At 65.9% G+C, this 21,335-nt stretch carries 17 protein-coding genes; 10 read left to right on the top strand and 7 right to left on the bottom strand.

Going from position 1 to position 21,335, the window contains the following annotated elements; translation table 11 throughout:
* Nucleotides 1–56: 56 nt before the first annotated feature.
* Nucleotides 57–290, bottom strand: a complete 234-nt coding sequence (locus ACFDR6_RS12765; protein ID WP_212084909.1) for a hypothetical protein — start codon at nt 288–290, stop codon at nt 57–59.
* A 219-nt stretch (nt 291–509) separates the two neighbouring features.
* On the opposite strand from ACFDR6_RS12765, the gene glmS reads away from it, so the two are divergent.
* The 4 genes from glmS (at nt 510) to panE (ending at nt 5,242) form a co-directional block, all read left to right on the top strand.
* The gene (glmS, locus tag ACFDR6_RS12760) at nt 510–2,336 is read left to right on the top strand and encodes a glutamine--fructose-6-phosphate transaminase (isomerizing) (RefSeq protein ID WP_375858489.1); all 1,827 of its coding nucleotides are present in this window, start codon (nt 510–512) and stop codon (nt 2,334–2,336) included.
* A gap of 84 nt (nt 2,337–2,420) precedes the next feature.
* Entirely contained in the window at nt 2,421–3,167 is a 747-nt protein-coding gene (locus tag ACFDR6_RS12755) for a DUF502 domain-containing protein (RefSeq protein WP_375858488.1), read from the top strand.
* A 128-nt stretch (nt 3,168–3,295) separates the two neighbouring features.
* Complete coding sequence (locus tag ACFDR6_RS12750; RefSeq protein ID WP_375858487.1) at nt 3,296–4,153, top strand: NAD(P)-dependent oxidoreductase; 858 nt, start codon at nt 3,296–3,298, stop codon at nt 4,151–4,153.
* Between the two features lie 159 nt (nt 4,154–4,312).
* The gene (gene panE / locus ACFDR6_RS12745) at nt 4,313–5,242 is read left to right on the top strand and encodes a 2-dehydropantoate 2-reductase (RefSeq protein WP_375858486.1); all 930 of its coding nucleotides are present in this window, start codon (nt 4,313–4,315) and stop codon (nt 5,240–5,242) included.
* Here the strand turns inward: panE and recG are convergent.
* Nucleotides 5,239–7,347 carry an ATP-dependent DNA helicase RecG gene (recG, locus tag ACFDR6_RS12740; RefSeq protein ID WP_375858485.1) on the bottom strand — a complete coding sequence of 703 codons (2,109 nt, stop codon included), beginning with the start codon at nt 7,345–7,347 and terminating at the stop codon, nt 5,239–5,241. The genes panE and recG overlap by 4 nt on opposite strands.
* 184 nt (nt 7,348–7,531) lie before the next feature.
* Between recG and ACFDR6_RS12735 the strand changes: the two genes are divergently transcribed.
* Together ACFDR6_RS12735 and mfd are read left to right on the top strand one after the other, a co-directional pair.
* Nucleotides 7,532–7,822 carry an FAD assembly factor SdhE gene (locus ACFDR6_RS12735; protein ID WP_375858484.1) on the top strand — a complete coding sequence of 97 codons (291 nt, stop codon included), beginning with the start codon at nt 7,532–7,534 and terminating at the stop codon, nt 7,820–7,822.
* The gene (gene mfd, locus ACFDR6_RS12730; RefSeq protein WP_375858483.1) at nt 7,819–11,337 is read left to right on the top strand and encodes a transcription-repair coupling factor; all 3,519 of its coding nucleotides are present in this window, start codon (nt 7,819–7,821) and stop codon (nt 11,335–11,337) included. Before ACFDR6_RS12735 ends, mfd begins: the two co-directional genes overlap by 4 nt.
* A 7-nt stretch (nt 11,338–11,344) precedes the next feature.
* Here the strand turns inward: mfd and ACFDR6_RS12725 are convergent, their stop codons facing one another.
* From ACFDR6_RS12725 to ACFDR6_RS12715, 3 genes are all read right to left on the bottom strand, one after another.
* Entirely contained in the window at nt 11,345–12,568 is a 1,224-nt protein-coding gene (locus tag ACFDR6_RS12725) for a GGDEF domain-containing protein (RefSeq protein ID WP_375858482.1), read from the bottom strand.
* An 86-nt stretch (nt 12,569–12,654) separates the two neighbouring features.
* A complete protein-coding gene (locus tag ACFDR6_RS12720) occupies nt 12,655–14,157 on the bottom strand; it encodes an AMP-binding protein (RefSeq protein WP_375858481.1) in 1,503 nt (500 codons plus the stop codon).
* 4 nt (nt 14,158–14,161) lie between these two features.
* Nucleotides 14,162–16,018 (bottom strand): extracellular solute-binding protein, encoded by a 1,857-nt coding sequence (locus ACFDR6_RS12715; RefSeq protein WP_375858480.1) that lies wholly within the window; start codon nt 16,016–16,018, stop codon nt 14,162–14,164.
* Between the two features lie 261 nt (nt 16,019–16,279).
* Here ACFDR6_RS12715 and ACFDR6_RS12710 point away from each other — a divergent pair, with 261 nt between their 5' ends.
* Nucleotides 16,280–17,098, top strand: coding sequence for an invasion associated locus B family protein (locus ACFDR6_RS12710; RefSeq protein ID WP_212084944.1), 819 nt, complete (start codon nt 16,280–16,282; stop codon nt 17,096–17,098).
* Between the two features lie 73 nt (nt 17,099–17,171).
* On the opposite strand, the gene hspQ is transcribed toward ACFDR6_RS12710, so the two are convergent.
* Nucleotides 17,172–17,504, bottom strand: a complete 333-nt coding sequence (gene hspQ, locus ACFDR6_RS12705) for a heat shock protein HspQ (protein ID WP_212084946.1) — start codon at nt 17,502–17,504, stop codon at nt 17,172–17,174.
* A gap of 106 nt (nt 17,505–17,610) precedes the next feature.
* Here hspQ and ACFDR6_RS12700 point away from each other — a divergent pair, with 106 nt between their 5' ends.
* Nucleotides 17,611–18,564 (top strand): AEC family transporter, encoded by a 954-nt coding sequence (locus tag ACFDR6_RS12700; RefSeq protein ID WP_317239441.1) that lies wholly within the window; start codon nt 17,611–17,613, stop codon nt 18,562–18,564.
* Nucleotides 18,565–18,570: 6 nt separating this feature from the next.
* Here ACFDR6_RS12700 and ACFDR6_RS12695 read toward each other — a convergent pair whose 3' ends face one another.
* Nucleotides 18,571–19,755 carry a UbiH/UbiF family hydroxylase gene (locus ACFDR6_RS12695; RefSeq protein ID WP_375858479.1) on the bottom strand — a complete coding sequence of 395 codons (1,185 nt, stop codon included), beginning with the start codon at nt 19,753–19,755 and terminating at the stop codon, nt 18,571–18,573.
* Nucleotides 19,756–19,841: 86 nt separating this feature from the next.
* On the opposite strand from ACFDR6_RS12695, the gene pcsA reads away from it, so the two are divergent.
* Nucleotides 19,842–20,609 carry a phosphatidylcholine synthase gene (gene pcsA / locus ACFDR6_RS12690; protein WP_212084958.1) on the top strand — a complete coding sequence of 256 codons (768 nt, stop codon included), beginning with the start codon at nt 19,842–19,844 and terminating at the stop codon, nt 20,607–20,609.
* Nucleotides 20,606–21,328 (top strand): TerC family protein, encoded by a 723-nt coding sequence (locus ACFDR6_RS12685; RefSeq protein WP_375858478.1) that lies wholly within the window; start codon nt 20,606–20,608, stop codon nt 21,326–21,328. Before pcsA ends, ACFDR6_RS12685 begins: the two co-directional genes overlap by 4 nt.
* Nucleotides 21,329–21,335: the final 7 nt, after the last annotated feature.

The raw sequence follows: 21,335 nt of genomic DNA, 5'->3' as shown, positions 1-21,335 counted from the left end.
TGTAGTTTGAGCATGATCTTTTCGGAGAACCGCTGCACATTTTTCCCGATCATGCCCTAGTCGTCCTCGTCGAGTTTCGAGAACATCGCCCGCTGCAAGCGCCATCCGCGCGGCCCGGCGCGTTTTGCCGGTTCGGCGGCGGCGGCCTGGCTGACGAGGGCAGGCTTGGATTCCTTGCCCCGCTCCTTGGCACGCAGGGGCGGCGGCCAGTGCGAAAGGTGCGTGCCCGTCGTCTCGCTGGCGCGCAGGTGGATCGGTGGCAGCCCTTTGCGGTCGGACGAGTCCTTCATGACCTCACTCCTAAACGGCAAGCGTTGGTCAGACTTGTTGACAACAGGTTAATGCGCGCGGTTTAAGGCCGGCCAATTCGACGCAGGTGAAGCAGGGTGACGGGTCCATGCTGTCTCAATCAGCAATAATTATTGAGTATATGCTTCCTTGCGAACTTCGCTAAAAACCGAGCGCGTCGTTTAGGCGATTTTTCGACGATTTGGGGGATAGTGATCCGCATGTGCGGAATTGTCGGCATTCTCGGGCGCGAGCCGGTTGCAGAGCAACTGGTCGATTCGCTCAAACGTCTCGAATATCGCGGCTATGATTCCGCGGGCGTCGCCACACTCGAAGGCAAGCACCTGGAGCGCCGCCGCGCCGAAGGCAAGCTGAAGAATTTGGAGAAGCGGCTCGAAGCCGAGCCTCTGAAGGGCACCACCGGCATCGGCCACACCCGGTGGGCCACCCACGGCAAGCCGACCGTCAACAACGCCCATCCGCATGCGACCGAACGCGTCGCCGTGGTCCACAACGGTATCATCGAGAACTTCCGCGAGCTGCGCGGGGAGCTCGAGAAGAAAGGCGCGGTGTTCCACACCGAGACCGACACCGAGATCGTGCTGCATCTCGTCGACGATCTGCTCTCGCGCGGCAACAAGCCGGTCGAGGCCGTCAAGCTGGCGCTGGGGCGCCTGCGCGGCGCCTTCGCGCTCGGCTTCATCTTCGCCGGCAACAACGATCTCATGATCGGCGCCCGCAATGGCCCGCCGCTGGCGATCGGCTATGGCGAGGGCGAGATGTATCTCGGCTCGGACGCCATCGCGCTCGGCCCGTTCACCGACACGATCAGCTATCTCGAGGACGGCGACTGGGTCGTGCTGAGGCGCAAGAGCGCAACGATCTTCGACAAGGACGGCCACGCTGTCCAGCGCGACAAGATCAGGCACGCCGCCTCGACCTCGCTGGTCGACAAGGCCAACTACCGCCACTTCATGGCCAAGGAGATCCACGAGCAGCCGGAAGTGGTCGGCCACACGCTGGCGCGGTACGTCGACATGGCGACCGAGCGCGTCTCGCTGCCGGTCAAGCTGCCCTTCGACTTCAAGAATATCCAGCGCATCAACATCACCGCCTGCGGCACCGCGAGCTATGCCGGCTTCGTCGCAAAATACTGGTTCGAGCGCTTTGCGCGTCTTCCGGTCGAGGTCGATGTCGCCTCCGAGTTCCGTTACCGCGAGGCGCCCTTGCGCAAGGGCGATCTCGCCATCTTCATCTCGCAGTCCGGCGAGACCGCCGACACGTTGGCGGCACTGCGCTATGCCAAGGCCGAGGGCGTGCACACGGTCGCCGTCGTCAACGTGCCGACCTCGACGATCGCGCGTGAGAGCGAGACCGTGCTGCAAACGCTGGCCGGCCCCGAGATCGGCGTCGCCTCGACCAAGGCCTTCACCTGTCAGCTCATGGTGCTGGCGAATCTTGCAATTGCGGCTGGCAAGGCTCGCGGCGAATTGTCCGATGAGGACGAGACCAAGCTGGTTCACGGCCTGGTCGAGATCCCGCGCCTGATGGCGGATGCGCTTACCACCGAGAGCCAGATCGAAAGGCTCGCGCACCGGATCGCAAAGTCCCGCGACGTGCTCTACCTCGGCCGCGGCACCAGCTTTCCGCTCGCGCTCGAAGGCGCACTCAAGCTGAAGGAGATCTCCTATATCCACGCCGAGGGCTATGCCGCCGGCGAGCTTAAGCACGGGCCGATCGCGCTGATCGACGAGACCATGCCGGTGGTCGTCATCGCCCCTTACGACCGGGTGTTTGAGAAGACGGTCTCCAACATGCAGGAGGTCGCCGCCCGCGGCGGCAACATCATCCTGATGACGGACGCGAAGGGCGCGGAGGAGGCGACGGTGGAGTCCCTCGTCACCATCGTCATGCCCGACATGGCGGCCGCCTTCACGCCGATGGTCTATGCCATCCCCGTGCAGCTGCTCGCCTATCACACGGCTGTCGTGATGGGCACCGACGTCGACCAGCCGCGCAACCTCGCGAAATCGGTGACTGTGGAATAGGCAGAAGGGATATCAACCGGTCGCGGTCTTCCAAAACCTGCTAGAAGACCCTAGCTTGTGTGCTGCGACCGACTTGGAACCCGAATGACCCCCCGCGACGACGCGCCTGCGCCTCTAGATCCCCTTCCGGAACCGCATACCGGCCTGATGGGCCGCTTCCGCAATTATTTCCTGACCGGTCTCATCGTCACAGGACCGATCGCCATCACGCTGTATCTGGTCTGGTGGTTCGTCACCTGGGTCGATGGCGTGGTGCGGCCGTTCGTGCCGCTGGCCTACCGGCCGGAAACCTATCTGCCGTACGTCATTCCCGGCTGGGGACTGGTTGTCGCATTCTTCACGCTGACGCTGGTCGGCTTCCTCGCGGCCAACCTGATCGGCCGGACGCTGGTCGATGTCGGCGAAACGTTCCTCGGCCGGATCCCGGCCGTGCGCGCCATCTACCGCGGCCTGAAGCAGGTGTTCGAGACGCTGTTCTCGGGCAAGGGCTCGAGCTTCCGGAAAGTGGGCCTGGTCGAGTTTCCCTCGCCGGGCATGTGGTCGATCGTGCTGATCTCGCAATCGCCGAATGAAGAGGTCGCGCGCAGCCTGCCGGGGCAGGAGGAGCACGTCTCGGTGTTCCTGCCGTGCTCGCCGAACCCGACCACCGGGTTCTTCTTCTACGTGCCCAAGAGCAAGATCGTCGAAGTGGATATGAGCACGGAGGATGCCGCGACCCTGATCATGTCGGCCGGCGTGGTGCAGCCGGGTTCGGCGCCCGATCCGAAGAAGGCGGCGGCGCTTGCCGGCGTGGCGAATGCCGCGCGTATCGCCAACGCGTCGGCACGTTAGCCCGAGCCTGCGAAGGTGGAGTAGGGCCATTCCCTTGCGTGATGGCGCCGGTCACGCGCGCGCGGGCATCCTCTGCTAGTCTCCTGTCGAGCCGAGCGCCTCGCCCGGCGTTCGACCTGGAGTGCATGATGTCCAAAACCATTGCGATCCTCGCGCCAGGCGCCATGGGCAGCGCCGTCGCCCGCCGCCTCAGCGAGCATGGCGCGCGCGTGCTGACGTCCCTGGCGGGGCGGAGCGAGGCGACGCGCAAGCGCGCAGCAGACGCCGGCATGATCGGCGCCGATGACGACGCGATCGCAGGTGCCGACATCATTCTTTCGATCGTGCCGCCGGGCGAAGCCGTCGCACTGGCTGAACGGCTGGCGTCGCTGATCGTCAGACGCGAGAAGAAGCCGGTCGTGGTCGATTGCAACGCGGTCAACGTCGACACCGTGTTGCGGATCGAGGAGATCATCGGCTCGGCGCAGGCCCCGTTCGTCGATGGCGGCATCATCGGATTTCCGCCGCAGCCCGGCGGCAAGAGCCCGGTCTTCTACATGTCCGGCGAATACGCCAAGGATGTCGTCGTGCTGAAGGATCTCGGCCTCGACGTGCGGATCGTCGAAGGCCCAGTGGGCGCGGCGTCCGCGCTGAAAATGTCCTACGCCGGGATCGTCAAGGGCCTCGCCGGCATCGGATCGGCCATGGTGATCGCGGCAACGAAAGCGGGCGCGGCCGACGCGCTGCGCGACGAACTGGCGCTGAGCCAACCCGCGATCCTGGCCCGGCTCGAAGTCGCGCTGCCGGACATGATTCCGAAAGCCTATCGCTGGGTCGCGGAGATGCGGGAGATCTCCGGTTTCCTCGGGCCCGACCATCCGGCCAGCCAGATCTACGAGGGCTTCGCGCGCTGGTTCGAGCATCTGGCGGAAGATGCGAAGGGCAAGGCGGTGGATGCGGAGCTGATGAAGGCGTTCGCGGCGGGGATCGCGCGGAAGAAGGCCTGATCGCTTTGGGCTCACTCGCCGTTCGCTGAAGCAATCCAGACTGTCGCCGCGGAAGGATTCTGGATTGCTTCACTGCGCTCGCAATGACGGGGAGGAGACGCCGCGGAGCCCATCTGTTATTGTCTCTGCGGCAGCTGTTCGTGTGCAATGGGAGTTCGAATGAGAGTGCTCGTCATCGGCGCAGGGGCGCTTGGCGGCTATTACGGAGCTTGTCTGGCCCGTGCAGGCCGCGACGTGACCTTTCTCGTGCGCGAGACGCGGGCCGAGCAATTGCGGCAGAACGAATTGCAGGTCGTGAGCCCGCACGGCGATTTTGCCGTGCATCCGACGATCCTGCTGGCAAGCGATCTCAAGGAGCCATTCGATCTCGTGCTCGTCGGCGTCAAGGCCTACTCGCTCGATGACGCGATGAGCCAGTTTGCGCCCGCCGTCGGCACGAGCACGATGATCCTTCCGATCCTGAACGGGCTGAAGCATGTCGACGCTCTCACCACAAGGTTCGGCGCCGCTCGTGTCCTCGGCGGTCTCGCGAATGTCAGTGCCGGGCTGGATGCCGATGGCCGGGTCGTTCAGTTCATGGCCAACCAGACCATCATTTTCGGCGAGATCGAGGGCGCATTAAGTGAACGCGCGCTCGCGCTGGAGACGCTGCTCGGTGTTCCCGGCATCGACGTGCGCGCCAGCGAAGCGATCATGCAGGACATGTGGGAGAAGTTCGTGCAGCTCTCGACGCTCGCCGGCATCACCTGCCTGATGCGTGCAAGCATCGGAGACATCCTGGCCGTGCCCAACGGCGAGCAGTCCATCTTCCGCTTGTTCGCCGAATGCTGCGCCGTTGCGACGGCCTCGGGATACGAGCCGCGCGCTCCCTTCATCGAGTTTGACCGCAAGCTCTTCACGACGCTGGATTCGCCGCTGAAGGCCTCGATGCTGCGCGACATCGAGCGCGGTTCGGTCACCGAGTCCGAGCACATCCTTGGCGATATGGCCAATCGCGCCCGCGCGCTCGGCATCGAGACGCCGCTGCTGGATCTGGCCCGCGCGCATGTGTCGGCCTATGAAGTGGGGCGCCGAAGAGCCGCGAGCTAACCTGCTCCGATCAGCGGGATCGCCTCGTCGCGCTCGTAGAGATACAGCAGGCACCGCAGCGCCTCGCCGCGCTCACCCTTGAGCTTCGGATCGTCCTTCAGGATCCGCAGCGCCTCGTCACGAGCCTGGGCGATCAGTTGGCCGTGCACCTCCGAGCGCGCAATGCGGTAGCCGGGCAGGCCGCTCTGGCGCACGCCCAGCACGTCGCCTTCGCCGCGCAGCTTCAGATCTTCCTCGGCGATGCGAAAACCGTCGGTGGTCTCGCGGATCACCTTCAGCCGGGCCTTCGACATCTCACCGAGCGGCTCCGAATAGAGCAGGATGCAGGTCGAGGCTTCCGAGCCGCGCCCGATGCGGCCACGGAGCTGGTGCAACTGGGCAAGTCCGAACCGCTCGGCGTTCTCGATCACCATGATCGTCGCGGCGGGCACGTCGACGCCGACTTCGACCACGGTGGTCGCGACCAAAAGGCCGATCTCATGGGCAGCGAACTGGCCCATGACGCGGTCCTTCTCGGTGCCCTTCATCTGGCCGTGGACAAGGCCGACACGCTCGCCGAAACGTTTTTGCAGGCTCTCGAAACGCTTGGTCGCGTTGGTGAGATGCTCGGTGCCCTCGGCTTCGGATTCCTCGACCAGGGGGCAGATCCAGTAGACCAGCTTGCCGGTTTCGAGGGCGCGCCCGACACCGTCCATCACCTCGCCGAGCCGGCTCATGGCGACGGCGCGGGTGTCGATCGGCTGGCGGCCCGCGGGCTTCTCCCGTAGCTCCGAGATGTCCATGTCGCCGAAATAGGTCAGCACCAGCGTACGCGGAATCGGCGTCGCGCTCAGCACCAGCACGTCGACGGCTTCGCCCTTCGACGTCAGCGCAAGCCGTTCGCGTACACCGAAGCGATGCTGCTCGTCGACGACGGCGAGCGCGAGATCATGGAACATCACATCGTCCTGGATCAGCGCATGGGTGCCGACGAGCAGGTCGATCTCGCCTGCGGCGAGCCGGGCGACGATCTCGCGCCGCTCCTTGCCCTTTTCGCGGCCGGTGAGGATGGCGACGCGCATGCCGGCGCGCTCGGCGAGCGGGGCGATGGTCTTGATGTGCTGGCGCGCCAGGATTTCGGTCGGCGCCATCAGCGCGGCCTGCTTGCCGACTTCGGCGACGGCGGCGGCAGCGAGCAGCGCCACGACCGTTTTGCCCGAGCCAACGTCGCCCTGGAGGAGCCGCAGCATGCGCACAGGCTGTTGCAGGTCTTCAGCGATGGCGGCGGCGGCGCTGCGCTGCGAAGGCGTCAGCGCGTAGGGCAGGGCGTCGATGATCTTGTTGCGCAGGTGACCGTTGCCGGCATTGCGGACGCCGGCAGGACGGCGGAGTTGCGCGCGGATCAGGGCGAGCGCGAGCTGACCGGCCAGAAGCTCGTCGAAGGCGAGGCGCGACCAGAACGGCTGGTCGGGCAGGATGTCCGTGAGCTCGACCGGCTGGTGCACGCGATTGAGCGCTTCTGCGATCGGCGGAAAATGACACCTGCGCATCACTTCCGGGCTGATCCATTCCGGCAGGGCCGGCAGCTTCTGCAATGCCTGCGCGATCGCGCGGCGGAGCGAGCCGAGCGCGAGGCCCTCGGTCAAGGGATAGACCGGATCGATGCCGGAGAGTTTCGAGATCGCTTCCTCGTCGAGCACGCGGTCGGGATGCACGATCTGCGGAATACCGTCGTACATCTGAAGCGTGCCGGAGACGTAGCGCTTCTCGCCGACCGGCAGCAGCTTCTCGACATAGCCGGGCTTGGCGCGGAAGAAGGTCAGCACGACGTCGCCGGTGTCGTCGCTGGCGTAGACCAGATACGGCGCGCGTGCGTTGCGCGGCGGGGGTGGGCGGTGGCGGTCGACCGTCACCTCCAGCGTCACCATGGTTCCCTGCACGGCGTCGCTGATTTTTGGCCGCGCGCGGCGGTCGATCACCTGGGTCGGCAAATGCAGCAGCAGATCGACCAGCCGCGGCGTCTCGCTCCGGCTGAGCAAATATTGCAGCAGCTTGTCCTGCTTCGGACCGACGCCGGGCAGGCTGGTCACGGCAGCAAACAGCGGATTGAGCAGGCTGGGGCGCATCAGGCGTATCTAGGATCGTTTCGGCCCGTCATGCCCGGCTTTATGCCGGGCATCCACGTCTTTTTTGCAGCCTTCGTCCGGGCATCCGGTCATGCCAAATCGAGGGCTGACAGGGCCACCCCGAGTGGCTATATCAGCCCGGCCCGGCACGTCCGGGCTTTCTGCGTTTGACTGGATTTGAGACATGACGGGAACGACACGATCGAGCAGCGGGCTGGACGACCGCCGCAAGCGGCTGCTGTTCCGCTGCTGGCACCGCGGCACGCGCGAGATGGACCTGATTCTCGGCCGCTTCGCGGATGCCGAGATCGGCAATTTGTCCGATGCCGAGCTCGCCGAGCTCGAGACGCTGCTCGAGGTCAACGATCCCGATCTCTATGCCGCCATCACCGGCGACAAGGTGCTGCCGGCTGATGTCACCGGCGCGCTGTTTGCCCGCATCAAGGCCTATCCGATCGCGGACCGCAGCGTATGAAATCGGGCATGAAATCTCCGGCCGAGCTGCTTGCGCCCGGCCGTGCGCTGACGCTTGCCAATGTCGCGGAAGGCGCCGAAGGCCTCGTCGTCTCCGATCTCGCCCGGGCCATCGCGGCGCGGCCGAAGAAGCCGGCCGTCAGCCTTGCAGTGGTCTGCCGCGACGGTCCCCGCATGCAGCAGCTCGAACGCGCGCTGCAGTTCTTCGCCCCCGATCTGCCGGTGCTGACCTTCCCGGCCTGGGACTGCCAGCCCTATGACCGCGTCTCGCCGCATGGCGGCATCCTGGCGCAACGCCTGACGACGCTGGCACGGCTTGCGTCCCTGACGGGCAGCGACAAGCCGCTGATCGTGCTGACAACGGTGAACGCGGTCGTGCAGCGCGTGCCCGCGCGCGAACTCGTCGCGGCGCAGGCGCTGTCGGTCGCGCCCGGCAACGTCGTGCCGATGGACACCATCATCGCCTGGCTCGAGCACAACGGCTACAATCGCTCCTCGACCGTGCGCGAGCCCGGCGAATATGCCGTGCGCGGCGGCATTCTGGATTTGTTTCCGGCCGGCCTCGATCAGCCCGTGCGGTTCGACTTCTTCGGCGACAGCCTGGAATCGATCCGCACCTTCGACGCCGAGACCCAGCGTACGCTGCTCGACATGCGCGCGCTCGACCTGGTGCCGATCTCGGAATTCCAGCTCGTCACCGACACCATCCGCCGTTTCCGCATGGGCTATGTCGCCGAGTTCGGCGCGCCCGAGCGCGACGATGCGCTGTATGAGGCCGTCAGCGAAGGCCGCCGCCATCCCGGCATGGAGCACTGGCTGCCGCTGTTCCAGGACCGGATGGACACGCTGTTCGACTATCTGCAAGGCGCTCCGATCGCGATCGAGCCGCAGGCCGAGGACGCCATCCGCGAACGGTTCAAGCAGATCCTGGACTATTACGAAGCCCGCCGCGACGCCATGGAGCATCCGGGCGGCGGCGCCATCTACAAGCCGCTGCCGCCGGATCGGCTGTATCTCACCGGCGAGGAATGGACCAGGCGCGAGAGCGACATGCCGCTGGTGCGGCTGACGCAATTTTCGGTTCCCGCCGACGGGACGAGTGTCGTCGACGCCGGTGCGCGCAAGGGCCGCGACTTCGCGCCGGAGCGCAACGACACCACGGTCAACGTATTCGAGTCCGTGGTGAGCCATGTGATGGCGCTGCACGCCCAGCGCAAGAAGGTCGTGATCGCGCTCTGGAGCGAAGGCTCGCGCGACCGCATGACTTCGATGCTGCGCGACCACAAGCTGACCCACACCACCAGCGTGAACAGCTGGCGCACGGTGCAGGCCACCCCGCGCAACGAGACCATGCTCGCCGTGCTCGGCCTCGAGAGCGGGTTCGAGACCGACGAGATCGCTGTGATCAGCGAGCAGGACATTTTGGGCGACCGCCTGGTACGGCCGCGCAAGGCCAGCCGCAAGCTCGACAATTTCATCTCGGAGGTGACGAGCCTTGCCGCCGGCGACATCGTGGTCCACGTCGATCATGGCATCGGCCGCTTCGTCGGCCTGCAAACGCTTGATGTCGCCGGCGCGCCGCATGACTGTCTGGAGCTGCACTATGCCGCCGAGACAAAACTCTTCCTGCCGGTCGAGAACATCGAGCTCTTGTCGCGCTACGGCTCCGACCAGACCGATGTCGAGCTGGATCGCCTGGGGGGTGGCGGCTGGCAGACCCGCAAGGCCAAACTCAAGAACCGCATCCGCGAGATCGCGGGCGAATTGATCAAGATTGCCGCCGCGCGTCATCTGCACGAGGCGCCCAAGCTTCTGGTGCAGCCCGGCCTCTACGACGAATTCTGTGCCCGCTTCCCCTATGACGAAACCGAGGACCAGCTCGGGGCCATCGAATCCACACTGAAGGACCTCGAACTCGGCCGTCCGATGGACCGGCTGATCTGCGGCGACGTCGGTTTTGGCAAGACCGAGGTGGCCTTGCGCGCCGCGTTTGCCGTGGCGCTCGAGGGCAAGCAGGTCGCGGTCGTGGTGCCGACCACGCTCCTGGCGCGCCAGCACGCAAGAACCTTCACGGAGCGCTTCAAGGGCTTTCCGGTGAACGTGGCGCAGGCTTCGCGCCTGGTCGCGGCCAAGGAGCTCAATCTGGTCAAGAAGGGCATTGCCGACGGCTCGGTCGACATCGTCGTCGGCACCCATGCGCTGCTCGGCAAGGCGATCAAATTCCGCGATCTCGGCCTCGTCATCGTCGATGAGGAGCAGCACTTTGGCGTCACCCACAAGGAGCGGCTGAAGGCGCTTCGCGCCGAGGTGCACGTGCTGACGCTGTCGGCGACGCCGATCCCGCGCACGCTGCAACTCGCGCTCACCGGCGTCCGCGAACTCTCGATCATTGCCTCGCCCCCGGTCGATCGCCTGGCGGTGCGCACCTTCGTCGCACCGCACGATCCCCTGATGATCCGCGAGGCGCTGCTGCGCGAGCGCTATCGCGGTGGGCAGGCGTTCTACGTGGTGCCGCGCATCGACGACCTCGCCGAGGTCAAGGACTTCCTCGACAAGAACGTGCCCGAGATGAAGGTCGCGGTCGCGCACGGCCAGATGCCGCCCGCCGTGATCGAGGACATCATGACCGCCTTCTACGACGGCAAGTTCGACATCCTGCTGTCGACCACGATCGTGGAGTCGGGCCTCGACATTCCCAACGCCAACACGCTGATCGTGCATCGCGCCGACATGTTCGGCCTGGCCCAGCTCTATCAGCTCCGCGGCCGCGTCGGCCGTGCCAAGCTGCGCGCCTATGCGCTGTTCACGCTGCCGGCGCAGCAGAAGATCACGGCGCAGGCCGAGCGCCGGCTTACCGTGCTGCAATCGCTGGAGACGCTGGGCGCGGGCTTCCAGCTCGCCTCGCACGACCTCGACATCCGCGGCGCCGGCAATCTGCTCGGCGAGGAGCAGTCCGGCCATATCAAGGAGGTCGGCTTCGAGCTGTACCAATCGATGCTGGAGGAGGCGATCGTCAACCTCAAGGCCGGCGTCTCCGAGCCCGCCGCCGACCGCTGGTCGCCGTCGATCACGATCGGCATGCCCGTGCTCATTCCGGAGGACTATGTCAGCGACCTCTCGGTGCGGCTGTCGCTGTACCGGCGCCTTGCGGATCTCGAGACCGAGGAGGAGATCGAGAATTTTGGCGCCGAGATGCGCGACCGCTTCGGCGTGCTGCCGGACGAGGTGCGATACCTGTTCAAGGTCGCCGCGATCAAGGCGTTCTGCCGAAGGGCCAATGTCGGCAAGATCGATGCCGGCCCGAAGGGCGCCGTCATCGCCTTCCGCGACAATTCCTTTGCCTATCCCGACCGCCTGGTGTCATTCATCCGCAGCTACGGCCAGGCCGCCAAGGTGCGGCCCGACATGAAGGTGGTGTTCCTGCAGGACTGGGAGACGCCGGAAGAGCGCCTCGCCGGCACGACAGAGATCATGCGGCAATTGGCGCAGCTCGCGGAGAGCAAGAAGGCGGCGTAGCCTGTAACTACGACGCCGCCCGTGACGCGTCCGCCGATAGCCGGGCCAGCAGCGATCTTGCCGTATCCGATGGCGAGAGCGAGTCCACGCTGACGACCGGCTCGCTGCGCATCTCGTGCTTGCCGTTGGAGGTGTGGCGCATCACCGCGGAGAGGCGACGGGCGATCATGTGGGCGGTGCGGAAGTCGGTTTCCGCGAACACGACGATGACCGAACCGTCCTTCTGTGCCGCGCCGAAATCCATCTGCCGCATCAGGCGGCTGAGGATGCGGGCGGCATCGAGCTGGGCGCGGGAATTGCCAGGGTCGAAAGCGAAGCGTGCGACCGACAGGCCGCCGCCGCGGGCCAGCGTCTGCTCGACCGCCTTGGCGAAATCGCGCGCGAAAGCTTCGACCGTCAGCAGGCCGCTGCGCGGATCGAGCCAGCCGCCGGCATCGATCGAGCGCAGCGTGCCGCTCAATTGAGCTTCCATCGCGTGCTGGCGGATCAGGGGCAGCGCGTTGGCCGCGACCTTCGCCGGCTCGCCCGGGATCAGCTCGAGATTGGGCAGGTCGTAAGTCTGCGTCAGCTGGTGCGCGGTGAGGACGACGGGCAGGCTGCGGAAGCGGGTGTCCTCGGCGAGCACGGTGAGGAAGGCGTCAGTGACACGCGCGGTAAAACCTTCGGCAAGCACGACGCCGTCGAGGTCGCGGGTGTTGAGATGTTTCGCGGCAGCCTCGATCGAGAGCGCGCCGACCACGCCGACGCGTTCACCGAACGCGACGGAGAGCGCGGGATAGGCCGCGCCCCTGCCGATCAGGAGCACGGTCGCATCACGTGCGGGATCGCCCTGCGGCAGGACCACCTTCACTTCCGGCAACCGGCGCAGCACCGTGGCATGGAGCGTGCGCACGCGCAGCGCGGCGCGAAGCCGTGCGATCAGGCGATCGGGATTGCCGCCGCGCGAGGAGAAGGGAAGGGCGTTATGAGGCAGCATGCCCGCCGCATCCACGGCCACGAAGGGAAGGTAGGGCGATTGGTCGGCGATCTTCTTGGCGAGCGCGGCCATATGCGGCTCGTGTCCGCCATGCATCGCAGCGAGAATCGCGGCCGGCTGAACCTCTTCGACCGCGCGCGCCGCGCCGGCCCAGTCGATATCGACCACGGGAAACAGCCGGGCCTCGTCCAGCGCCCCGACGAAGGGCGGCCGTTCGGCATTGGACACAAACAGGATCGGGCCCGACTGGGACATTCGTCAAACTCTGATCACGCGACAGTTGCCGCGCAATCTAGTTTGGCCGCATTAATGCGGCGTCAACATACCCGGCGAAACTGCGCCTAGACCGGGCCGGAGCGATCGCGAAAAGCCTCGACCATCAGGGGGTTAAGGCCGAGCTCGCTGAGAGCCTCGCGGGCGCGGGCGTTGTCCTGGGCGCGTCCGGCCAGCCGGTGGCCGGAAAGTCGGTCGGGCAGCGCGGTGAGCAGCGCGCCCTGGCCGAGCCGGCGTGCCCATTCCTGCAGGTCGTTGGAGAGGAAGCGGTAGCCGCCGACGGCCATGATGCCGGAGGGCGGCGCGGTGATGCAGATCGCGCCGCTCGGGCGGTCGAGCCGGGCGGCATAGCCGGTGTCGACATAGTCGCGCGGCGGCTGCGCGATCAGGGTGTCGCCGGCTGGCTGCGGCGGGACATAGGCCGCGATCGGCACCATCGCGCCGCGCAGGCCGAGCGTGCCCTTCGGCGTCAGCAGGATCTCGCCGGCGATGGACGAGCCGGCCTGCTCGCGCGGGGCGCCGTGCGGACCCGGCATCACCGGCACCGGCATGCCGTCCTCGCCGCGGCGGGCGCCGAATAGGCCGGCCTCGCCGAACAGATAGACGTCGGTCAGCGGCGCACGCGGCGCGATCCAGGCATCGCTCGCCGCCACCTGCTCGGGCGCGCGCCACAAGCCGATGACGTTGCGCAAGGACGGCATTCGCGCTGCCAGATCGGCATCGCCGAGCCGCAAGGCAAGCTGCGCGGGCGCGATCAGCACCTCGCATTCGTGCTCGTTGATCTGCTGCTCCAGCACCTCGTTCTCGAAGGGATGATGCAGCGCAAGCGCGCCGCCGGAGAGCAGCCATACGGCGAGCGAGGAAGCAAGGCCGGCAAACGACATCGGCGCGAACGCGGCCATCAATGTCGCGCCCTGCCTGATGTCGGCTTCCAGCGACATCGCGAGCCCGCCGGCGATCAGGCTGAAATGCGGCCGCGGCACCGGGCGAAAGCCTTCCGCCGTAACGTCGAAAGAGATCATCGCCGCCTTGCGGCCGTCCTGGATCACGGCGCGTGTGGTGCCGGGCGGGCGGGCCAGCACCTCGTCGAGCGAAGCCATGCCTTCGGGCAGATCGGTGCCGAAGCCGCAGACGTGACGGATCGAGAAGGCTTCGGCGGCCGCGTGCATCGCGAGGTCGGCATAGCTGACGCCGTCGACCGTGCTCATGGTGACGATGGCGCGCGCCGCGGTGCGATTGAGCGCAGCGGTCAGTTCCGCATGTCGCCACAGCAGCGGCAACACCGCGACGACGAGGCCTGCGCGATGGGCGGCGAGCACGGTGAGCACGAACTCGACCGTCGCAGGCAACTGGATCGCAATGACGGAATTGGCCGGCAGGCCCGATTCGACGAAATAGGCCGACAGCGCCTCGATGGCGGTGTCGGCCTCGGCATAGGTCATCCGTCGCGGCTGGTGCCCGGTCACGCGGGCCTTGTTGAGGGGATCGAGCAGCGCGGTCGCGTGCGGTTGCCGCATCAGCGTGCGCTGGAACAACGTGTCGAGCGTCGGCGATATGGCTGGCTGGTTCACGGCGTCACTTTGCTTGATGAGCGGGAGGCTGCCCCTTCGACCACCAGGTCTCCGGCAAATAGCCTGAGAGCGAGGTGGCCTTGGGCCGTTCTATCCGATTCCAGCGCGCGATCCATTGCTCGGATACGTTAAACAGGGGGATTGTGTAGACGCCCGCAATCAAGGCGCGATCGAGCGCCCGCACCGTCGCGACGAAGTCCGTATGTGCACGGGCCTCGAGAAGGGCGGCGATCATGGCATCGACCGCCGGATCCCTGGCGCCCATGTAGTTGCGGGTCCCCGGATTGTCCGCGGCGGCGCTGCCCCAGTAGAAAGATTGCTCGTTGCCGGGCGATAGCGACTGATCCCAGCGGTTCTGGATCATGTCGAACTCGAACGCGAGCCGGCGCTGGTCGAACTGCACGGGATCGACCGACCGCACGCTCGGCTCGATGCCGGCGCGCTTGAGGTCGCGCTGGAACGCGAGCGCGATCCGCTCCTGGTCGCGGGTCGTGACCAGGATCTCGAATGTGAAGGGCGCCCTGGTCGCGCGGTTGCGCAGCACCGTGCCGTCGAGATCGTAGCCGGCATCCGACAGCAGTTTCAGCGCGGCGCGCAGCGTGGTGCGGTCCCGCCCGGAGCCGTCGGTGGCCGGCAGGCGGTAGCTGCCGTCCATGATGTCGGGCGGAATTCGAGCAGCGAACGGCTGGAGCAGTTCGCGCTCGCGCGCGTCCGCGGGGCGGCCATAGGCCGACAGGTCGGAGCCGGCGAAATAGCCGGCAACGCGCGCATAGAGGCCGAAGAAATAGTTGCGGTTGACCAGCTCGAAATCGAACAGCAGCGTCAGTGCCTGGCGCACGCGGATGTCGGCGAAGAGCGGCCGGCGCGTGTTGAACACCAGGAATTCGGATGGCTGCGGCACGCCCGGCCTGACGGTGTCGCGGATCACCTCGCCGCTTTTCGCGGCCGGAAAATCGTAGCCGTCGTGCCAGCGCAACGGCTCGTGCTCGACGCGGAAATCGTAGAGGCCGCGCTTGAAGGCTTCGAACTGTCCGTTGGCCTCGCGAAAATAGTCGAGCTTGATCTCGTCGAAATTGTAGAGCCCGCGGTTGATGGCGAGGTCGCGGCCCCAATAGTCGGGATTGCGGGTGAGGGTCACGCTGGCGCCGGGCTTCACCGCCGTGACCCGATAGGGACCGGAGCCAATCGGGCTCGTCAGCGTCGTCTCCTCGAAGGTCGCGACGTCGACCGCATGCTTCGGCAGGATCGGCATCAGGCCGAGGATCAGCGGCAGCTCGCGGTCATTGGCCCCTGCGAGGTCGAAGCGGACGGTGAGGGGGTCGGTCGCCTCGGCCTTGGCGACTTTGGCATAGTACTGCCGGTGGTTCGGCCGGCCGTGGTCGCGCAGGAGCTGCCAGGAGAACAGCACGTCCTCGGCGGTGACCTGCTTGCCATCGGAGAAACGGGCGCGGGGATCGAGGCGGAACGTGACGAAGCTTCGCTCGTCGTCGGTCTCGACGCTCCTGGCGAGCAGGCCGTAGAGCGTGAACGGCTCGTCATTGCCCCGCGCGAGCAGGCTCTCGATCACGTAGCTCCGCATCTGCTGCACGGCCAATCCCCTCACGATGAAGGGATTGAGACTGTCGAAGGTTCCGAGCACACCCCAGGTCAACCGGCCGCCCTTGGGGGCATCGGGATTGGCGTAGGGCATGTGGGTGAAATCGGCCGGCATCGCCGGCTTGCCGTGCATGGCGATGGCATGCGTCTCCTCGGCCGAGGCGGCGCCAGTCGAGTGTCCCCCGCCGAGGGCCAAGACGAGGGTTGAGGCCAAGACGCAAAAGCGGACACCGGGGCCCTCGAAAAGGCGTTGGAACATGAACATCAGCACACGTTGATTCGAGGGCCGGGCAGGCTTGAATCCTATCACAGGGAATTTCACCGGACGCAGCCGCGGATGTGGTCAAAGGCGCTTGTCGGCATTGATCTTTTCGCCGGCCACGTTAAGAAGGCACCCAATCGCGCAAGAGCGCCGAGCCCGTCACTTATCCGCCTCATTTGACGGGGAGAGAGCCGCGCCCAAGGCGGCTAGGTTCGGCGCTTAGGAGCGGTTCGGGCACTTCCCGTTCAGAAAGGGTTTTCCGCAATGAATTTCCGTTACTTGGCCGCGTCCGTCCGGCCGCGCGGGCGACTTCTCGCCCTGTTGACGGCGACGGCGTTGGCCGTTCCGTTTGCCGCCGAGGCTCAGACCCCGGCGCCGGCTCCGGGTGCGCCCGCACCCAAAGCGACTCCAGCCCCGAAGGCTCCTCCGAAGGCCGCCCCCAAGGCTCCGGCGCCCGCGGCATCTCCGCAGGCCCAGCCGGCTCCTGCCCAAGGCGGCCAGCAGGGCGCGGCCCAGCCCGCTGACCAGCAGATCCAGCTGATCTACGCCCCCTGGACCAAGTTCTGCCTCAAGGGCCAGGACGCCAATGCCAAGCAAGTCTGCTTCACCGGCAAGGACGGCCGCATCGAATCGGGCCAGCCTGTCATCGCCGCCGTGATCATCGAGCCCGAAGGCGAGCCCAAGAAGATCCTGCGCGTGACGCTGCCGCTCGGCATGCAGCTCGTCCACGGCACCCGGATCATCGTCGACAGCAACCCGCCGCTGCAGCAACCCTATGTCATCTGCTTCCAGAACGGCTGCATGTCTGACTACGAGGCGACGCCTGAGCTCATCAACAACATGAAGAAGGGCCAGAATCTCGTTGTCCAGGCCATCAATGCCAACGGCGCGCCGCTGACCCTGCCGCTGCCGCTCACCGGTGAATTCCAGAAGGCCTATGACGGTCCGCCGACCGATCCGAAGGTGTTCGAGGAAACCCAGAAGAAGCTCCAGGAAGAGCTTCAGAAGAAGGCCGACGAGCAGCGCAAGAAGCTCGAGCAACAGGGCACGCCTCCCGGCACACCTCCGGCTGGGCAGAAGTAATCGGACCCGATCCCGGACATGAAAAAGGCGCTCACCTCGAGCGCCTTTTTTGTTGAGCGATTGTCGGAACGACTCAGTTCAGGGAGGGATTGCGCGGCCGGTAGCCGCCGTCCTTGCTCTTGACGAAGATCTCGGCGACCTGGGAATGCCGGACCGGCTCGCCGGAATCGTCTGGCAACAGATTCTGCTCGGAGACATAGGCGACGTATTCGGACTCCGCGTTCTCCGCGAGCAGGTGGTAGAACGGCTGGTCCTTGTGGGGCCGCACCTCCTCGGGGATCGACAGCCACCACTCCTCGGTGTTGTTGAATTCCGGATCGATGTCGAAGATCACGCCCCGGAACGAGAAGATCCGGTGGCGCACGACCTGTCCGATCTGGAATTTGGCGGTCCGCGCTTTAATCATCCCCCGTCGATAGACCAGGATTGTGGCCGATGCTAGTGGCCTCATCCGGAATTAGCGTTCACTTAAGGGGCGCATAGCCCCCAACTCTTCAGAAAACACTTCATCAATGGTCGATATCCTCAATCTGGCGTTACCTTATTTCGGGCTGATCTTCGTCGGTTTCGCGTGCGGCAAGGCCAAGTCGCTGCCGGAATCAGGCCTCGCCTGGATGAACTTCTTCCTGCTCTACGTGTCGCTGCCGGCACTGCTGTTTGCGATCATGTCGAAGACGCCGTTCTCGGAATTGAACAACCCGCCGTTCCTCATCGCAACCACGCTCGCGACCGTCGCTGCGTTCAGCCTGGCGCTGGTCGTGGGCAAGGTGTTTGGCCGGCTGACATTGCGCGAGGCGACGCTCGCCGGTCTCTCCGGCGGTTACGGCAATATCGGCTACATGGGGCCCGGGCTGGCGCTCGCCGTGCTCGGGACCAAGGCTGCCGCGCCGACCGCGCTGATCTTCTGCTGCGACAGCATCTTCCTGTTCACCATCGTGCCGCTGCTGATCGAACTCTCCGACCGGGACCATCCCTCGATCGTGCACGCCTTCGGCGTCGTGCTGAAGCAGATCGTGCTCAACCCGCTGATCATGTCGGCCTGTTTCGGAGCGGCGGTCGCGGCGCTGCATATCGAGATGCCCGTCGCGATCGATCGTACCATCACCTTTCTGCAGAACGCCGCAGCGCCGACGGCGCTATTCGTGCTCGGCGTCACCGTGGCGCTGCGGCCGTTCGACCGCGTCCCTTGGGAGGTGCCCGGCGTGATCGCAATCAAGCTTCTGTTTCATCCGCTCGCGGCGTTCGGCCTGATGCTCGCGTTCGGGCCGTTCGCGCAGCCCTGGGCCGCAACCGCCGTGCTGATGGCCTCGCTGCCGCCGGCGCTGAACGTGTTCGTGATCGCCCGGCAGAACGATGCCTGGATCGAACCCGCCTCCGTCGCGGTGCTGCTCGGGACGTTTGCGTCCGTGGTCACGCTGACCACCGTGATGTGGGCGATCCAGACCGGACGTCTGGCGTTTCCGTGAGGAGCCCTACCGTCGCCAGGTCGGTGTCAGGCCTTCGCGCATGGCAAACCGGCGAAGCGGGCCGACGGCCCCGAGCAGGTGCATGCCGACGGCCCGGACCGGCTGCAGCGGCAGGAAGTCGTTCAGCAGAGAGCGATTGGCCATATCGATCGCAAACGTGCGGCTCAGGATGTCCGGGCGCCGGGCACGGTCGTAGCGCTTGATCACCTCATCCGCGCCCGGATCCTGGCCAGCAGTGACAGCTTCGCCAGCTAGCCGCGCAATGTCGGCGGCATCGCGGAGGCCGAGATTGAGACCCTGGGCGCCGATCGGGGGAACGACATGGGCGGCTTCGCCGACCAGCGCGATGCGATCGCTGCCGAAGGATTTTGGACGCTCGATCGCCAGCGGGAACAGGTTGCGGCCGGGCTCCACACTCATCCGTCCGAGGATCGAGTGCGACTGCTTCTCGATCGCGGCAGAGAGGTCCTCATCGCTGAGGCCGCGCAGGCGATCCGCTTCCGCGGGTGCTGAAACCCAGACGATGCTGGATCGGTCGCCGGGCAGGGGCACGAACACGCAGGGGCCATGCGGCGTGTGGAACTCGGTGGAGACATTGCGATGCGGCCGCGCATGGCCGACGTTGAAGGTCAGCGCGGTCTGGTTCAGCTCCCGCCGCGTCACCGCAATGCCGGCCGCCTCGCGGCACAGCGAATGCCGACCGTCGGCGCCGACCACAAGCCGGGCCGACAGGAATTGCGCGGAGGCCGTGCGGATGGCGACATCGTCGGCCTCGATGACGACGCTTTCGGCCTCGTCGTCGAAACGGGCGAGATTGGGCAGCTCGGCCACACGCTGTTCCAGCGCCAGCATCAGCGAGCGGTTGTCGATGTTGTAGCCGAAGGCGTCGAGCGCGATTTCGTGACAGGAGAACCGGACTTCCGGCGCGCGAAACAGCCGGCCGGTATCGTCGACGAGGCGCATGACCTCGAGCGCAGCCGCCTTGTCCCTGCAGCGCGGCCAGACGTCGAGCGTCTCCAGCAGATCGATGGAGGCTCCCAACAGCGCGGTGGTGCGATTGTCGGCATAGGGTAGGCGCCGCGCCACCAGCGCAGTCCGCGCACCCGCCTGCGCCAGCGCGATGGCCGCCGCAAGTCCGGCCGGTCCGCCACCGATCACGGCGGCGTCATGGAGTGTCGATGCGTCTGTCATGGAACGACACATGACACGCCCGGCGGCAAATTCAAGTCCACTGATTTTGCCTGATTTTTCGACGAATTGTGCAACCCGGCGACGCCATGGCGGATGTGCAAACCGGCCTCGTTCTGATAGCAGAAACCATGGACAGCCAAGAGGATTCCCTGAAGCCCACGCCCGCGATCCGCGTCGCGGCCTTCTCGGTGCACATCTTCACCGCGTTCGGCGCGGCGCTCGCGCTGCTCGCGATGCTGGAAGCCGTGCGCGAGCACTGGGCGGCGATGTTTCAATGGCTGGGCGTCGCCCTGATCATCGACGCCATCGACGGGCCGATCGCGCGCCGGCTCAACGTCAAGAACGTGCAGCCGAACTGGTCGGGCGACGTGCTCGATCTCGTGGTCGACTTCGTGACCTACGTCTTCGTGCCGGCCTACGCGATCGTGGCCAGCGGGCTGCTGCTGCCGGTCGCAGCGCCCTTGCTCGGCATCGCCATCATCGTCACCAGCGCGTTGTATTTCGCCGATCTGCGCATGAAGGCGGACGACAATCATTTCCGCGGCTTTCCGGCGCTGTGGAATGCGGCGGCGTTCTATCTGTTCCTGCTGCACTGGCCGCCGCTGTGGTCGACGCTGCTGGTGGCGGCACTCGTCGTGCTGACCTTCGTACCATTCCACGTGCTGCATCCGGTTCGCGTCGTGCGGCTGCGCTGGCTGACGATGTCGCTGATCGCACTCTGGGCGGTGCTCGCTCTCTACGTGCTGGAAATGGATTTCCGCGTCGGCACCGGCGTCACCCTCGTGCTTTGCGCCATCGCGCTCTGGATCAGCTTCAGTGATGCCCTGATCCGTCTGGGAAAATCGTTTGGATGATGGACCTCCTCGTTAGCCCCGAAGCCTGGGCCGCGCTGCTCACTTTGACGGCGCTCGAGATCGTGCTCGGCATCGACAACGTCATCTTCATCTCGGTGCTCGTCTCGCGCCTTCCCGAGAAGCAGGCGCACCGTGCCCGGCAAATCGGGCTCTCGCTGGCCCTGGTCTTCCGCCTCATCCTGCTCAGCCTCCTGGTCTGGCTGATCGGCCTCACCGCGCCGGTGCTCTCGGTTGCGGGGCAGGATTTCTCCTGGCGCGACCTCATCCTGATCGGCGGCGGCCTGTTCCTGATCGCCAAGGCGACGCATGAGATTCACGGCGAGGTCGAATCCGATCACGGCCAGAGCGAGAAGCAAACCACGGGCAACGCCTTCTTCTGGGTGATCGTTCAGATCATCGTCGTTGACCTCGTGTTTTCTCTGGATTCGATCATCACCGCCATCGGCATGGCGGAGGACATCAAGATCATGGTCGCGGCGGTCGTGATCGCCTGCGCGGTCATGTATGTTTCGGCCGGGCCAGTCTCGCGCTTCGTCGCGGAACATCCGACCACGAAGATGCTGGCCTTGGCATTCCTCGTGCTGATCGGCGTCGCGCTGGTCGCGGACGGATTCCAGTTCCACATTCCCCGCGGCTATATCTACTTCGCGATTGCGTTCTCGGCGGCGGTCGAGTTGTTCAACGTGCTGGCCAGGCGCAACCGCAAGAAGTCGGGCTAGCCGTCGG

This window comes from Bradyrhizobium tunisiense (genome assembly GCF_042263385.1).
In the GTDB taxonomy this organism is placed as follows: domain Bacteria; phylum Pseudomonadota; class Alphaproteobacteria; order Rhizobiales; family Xanthobacteraceae; genus Bradyrhizobium; species Bradyrhizobium tunisiense.
Note: the sequence above shows the minus strand (reverse complement) of the source record. Positions and strands in the feature narration are given on the sequence as shown.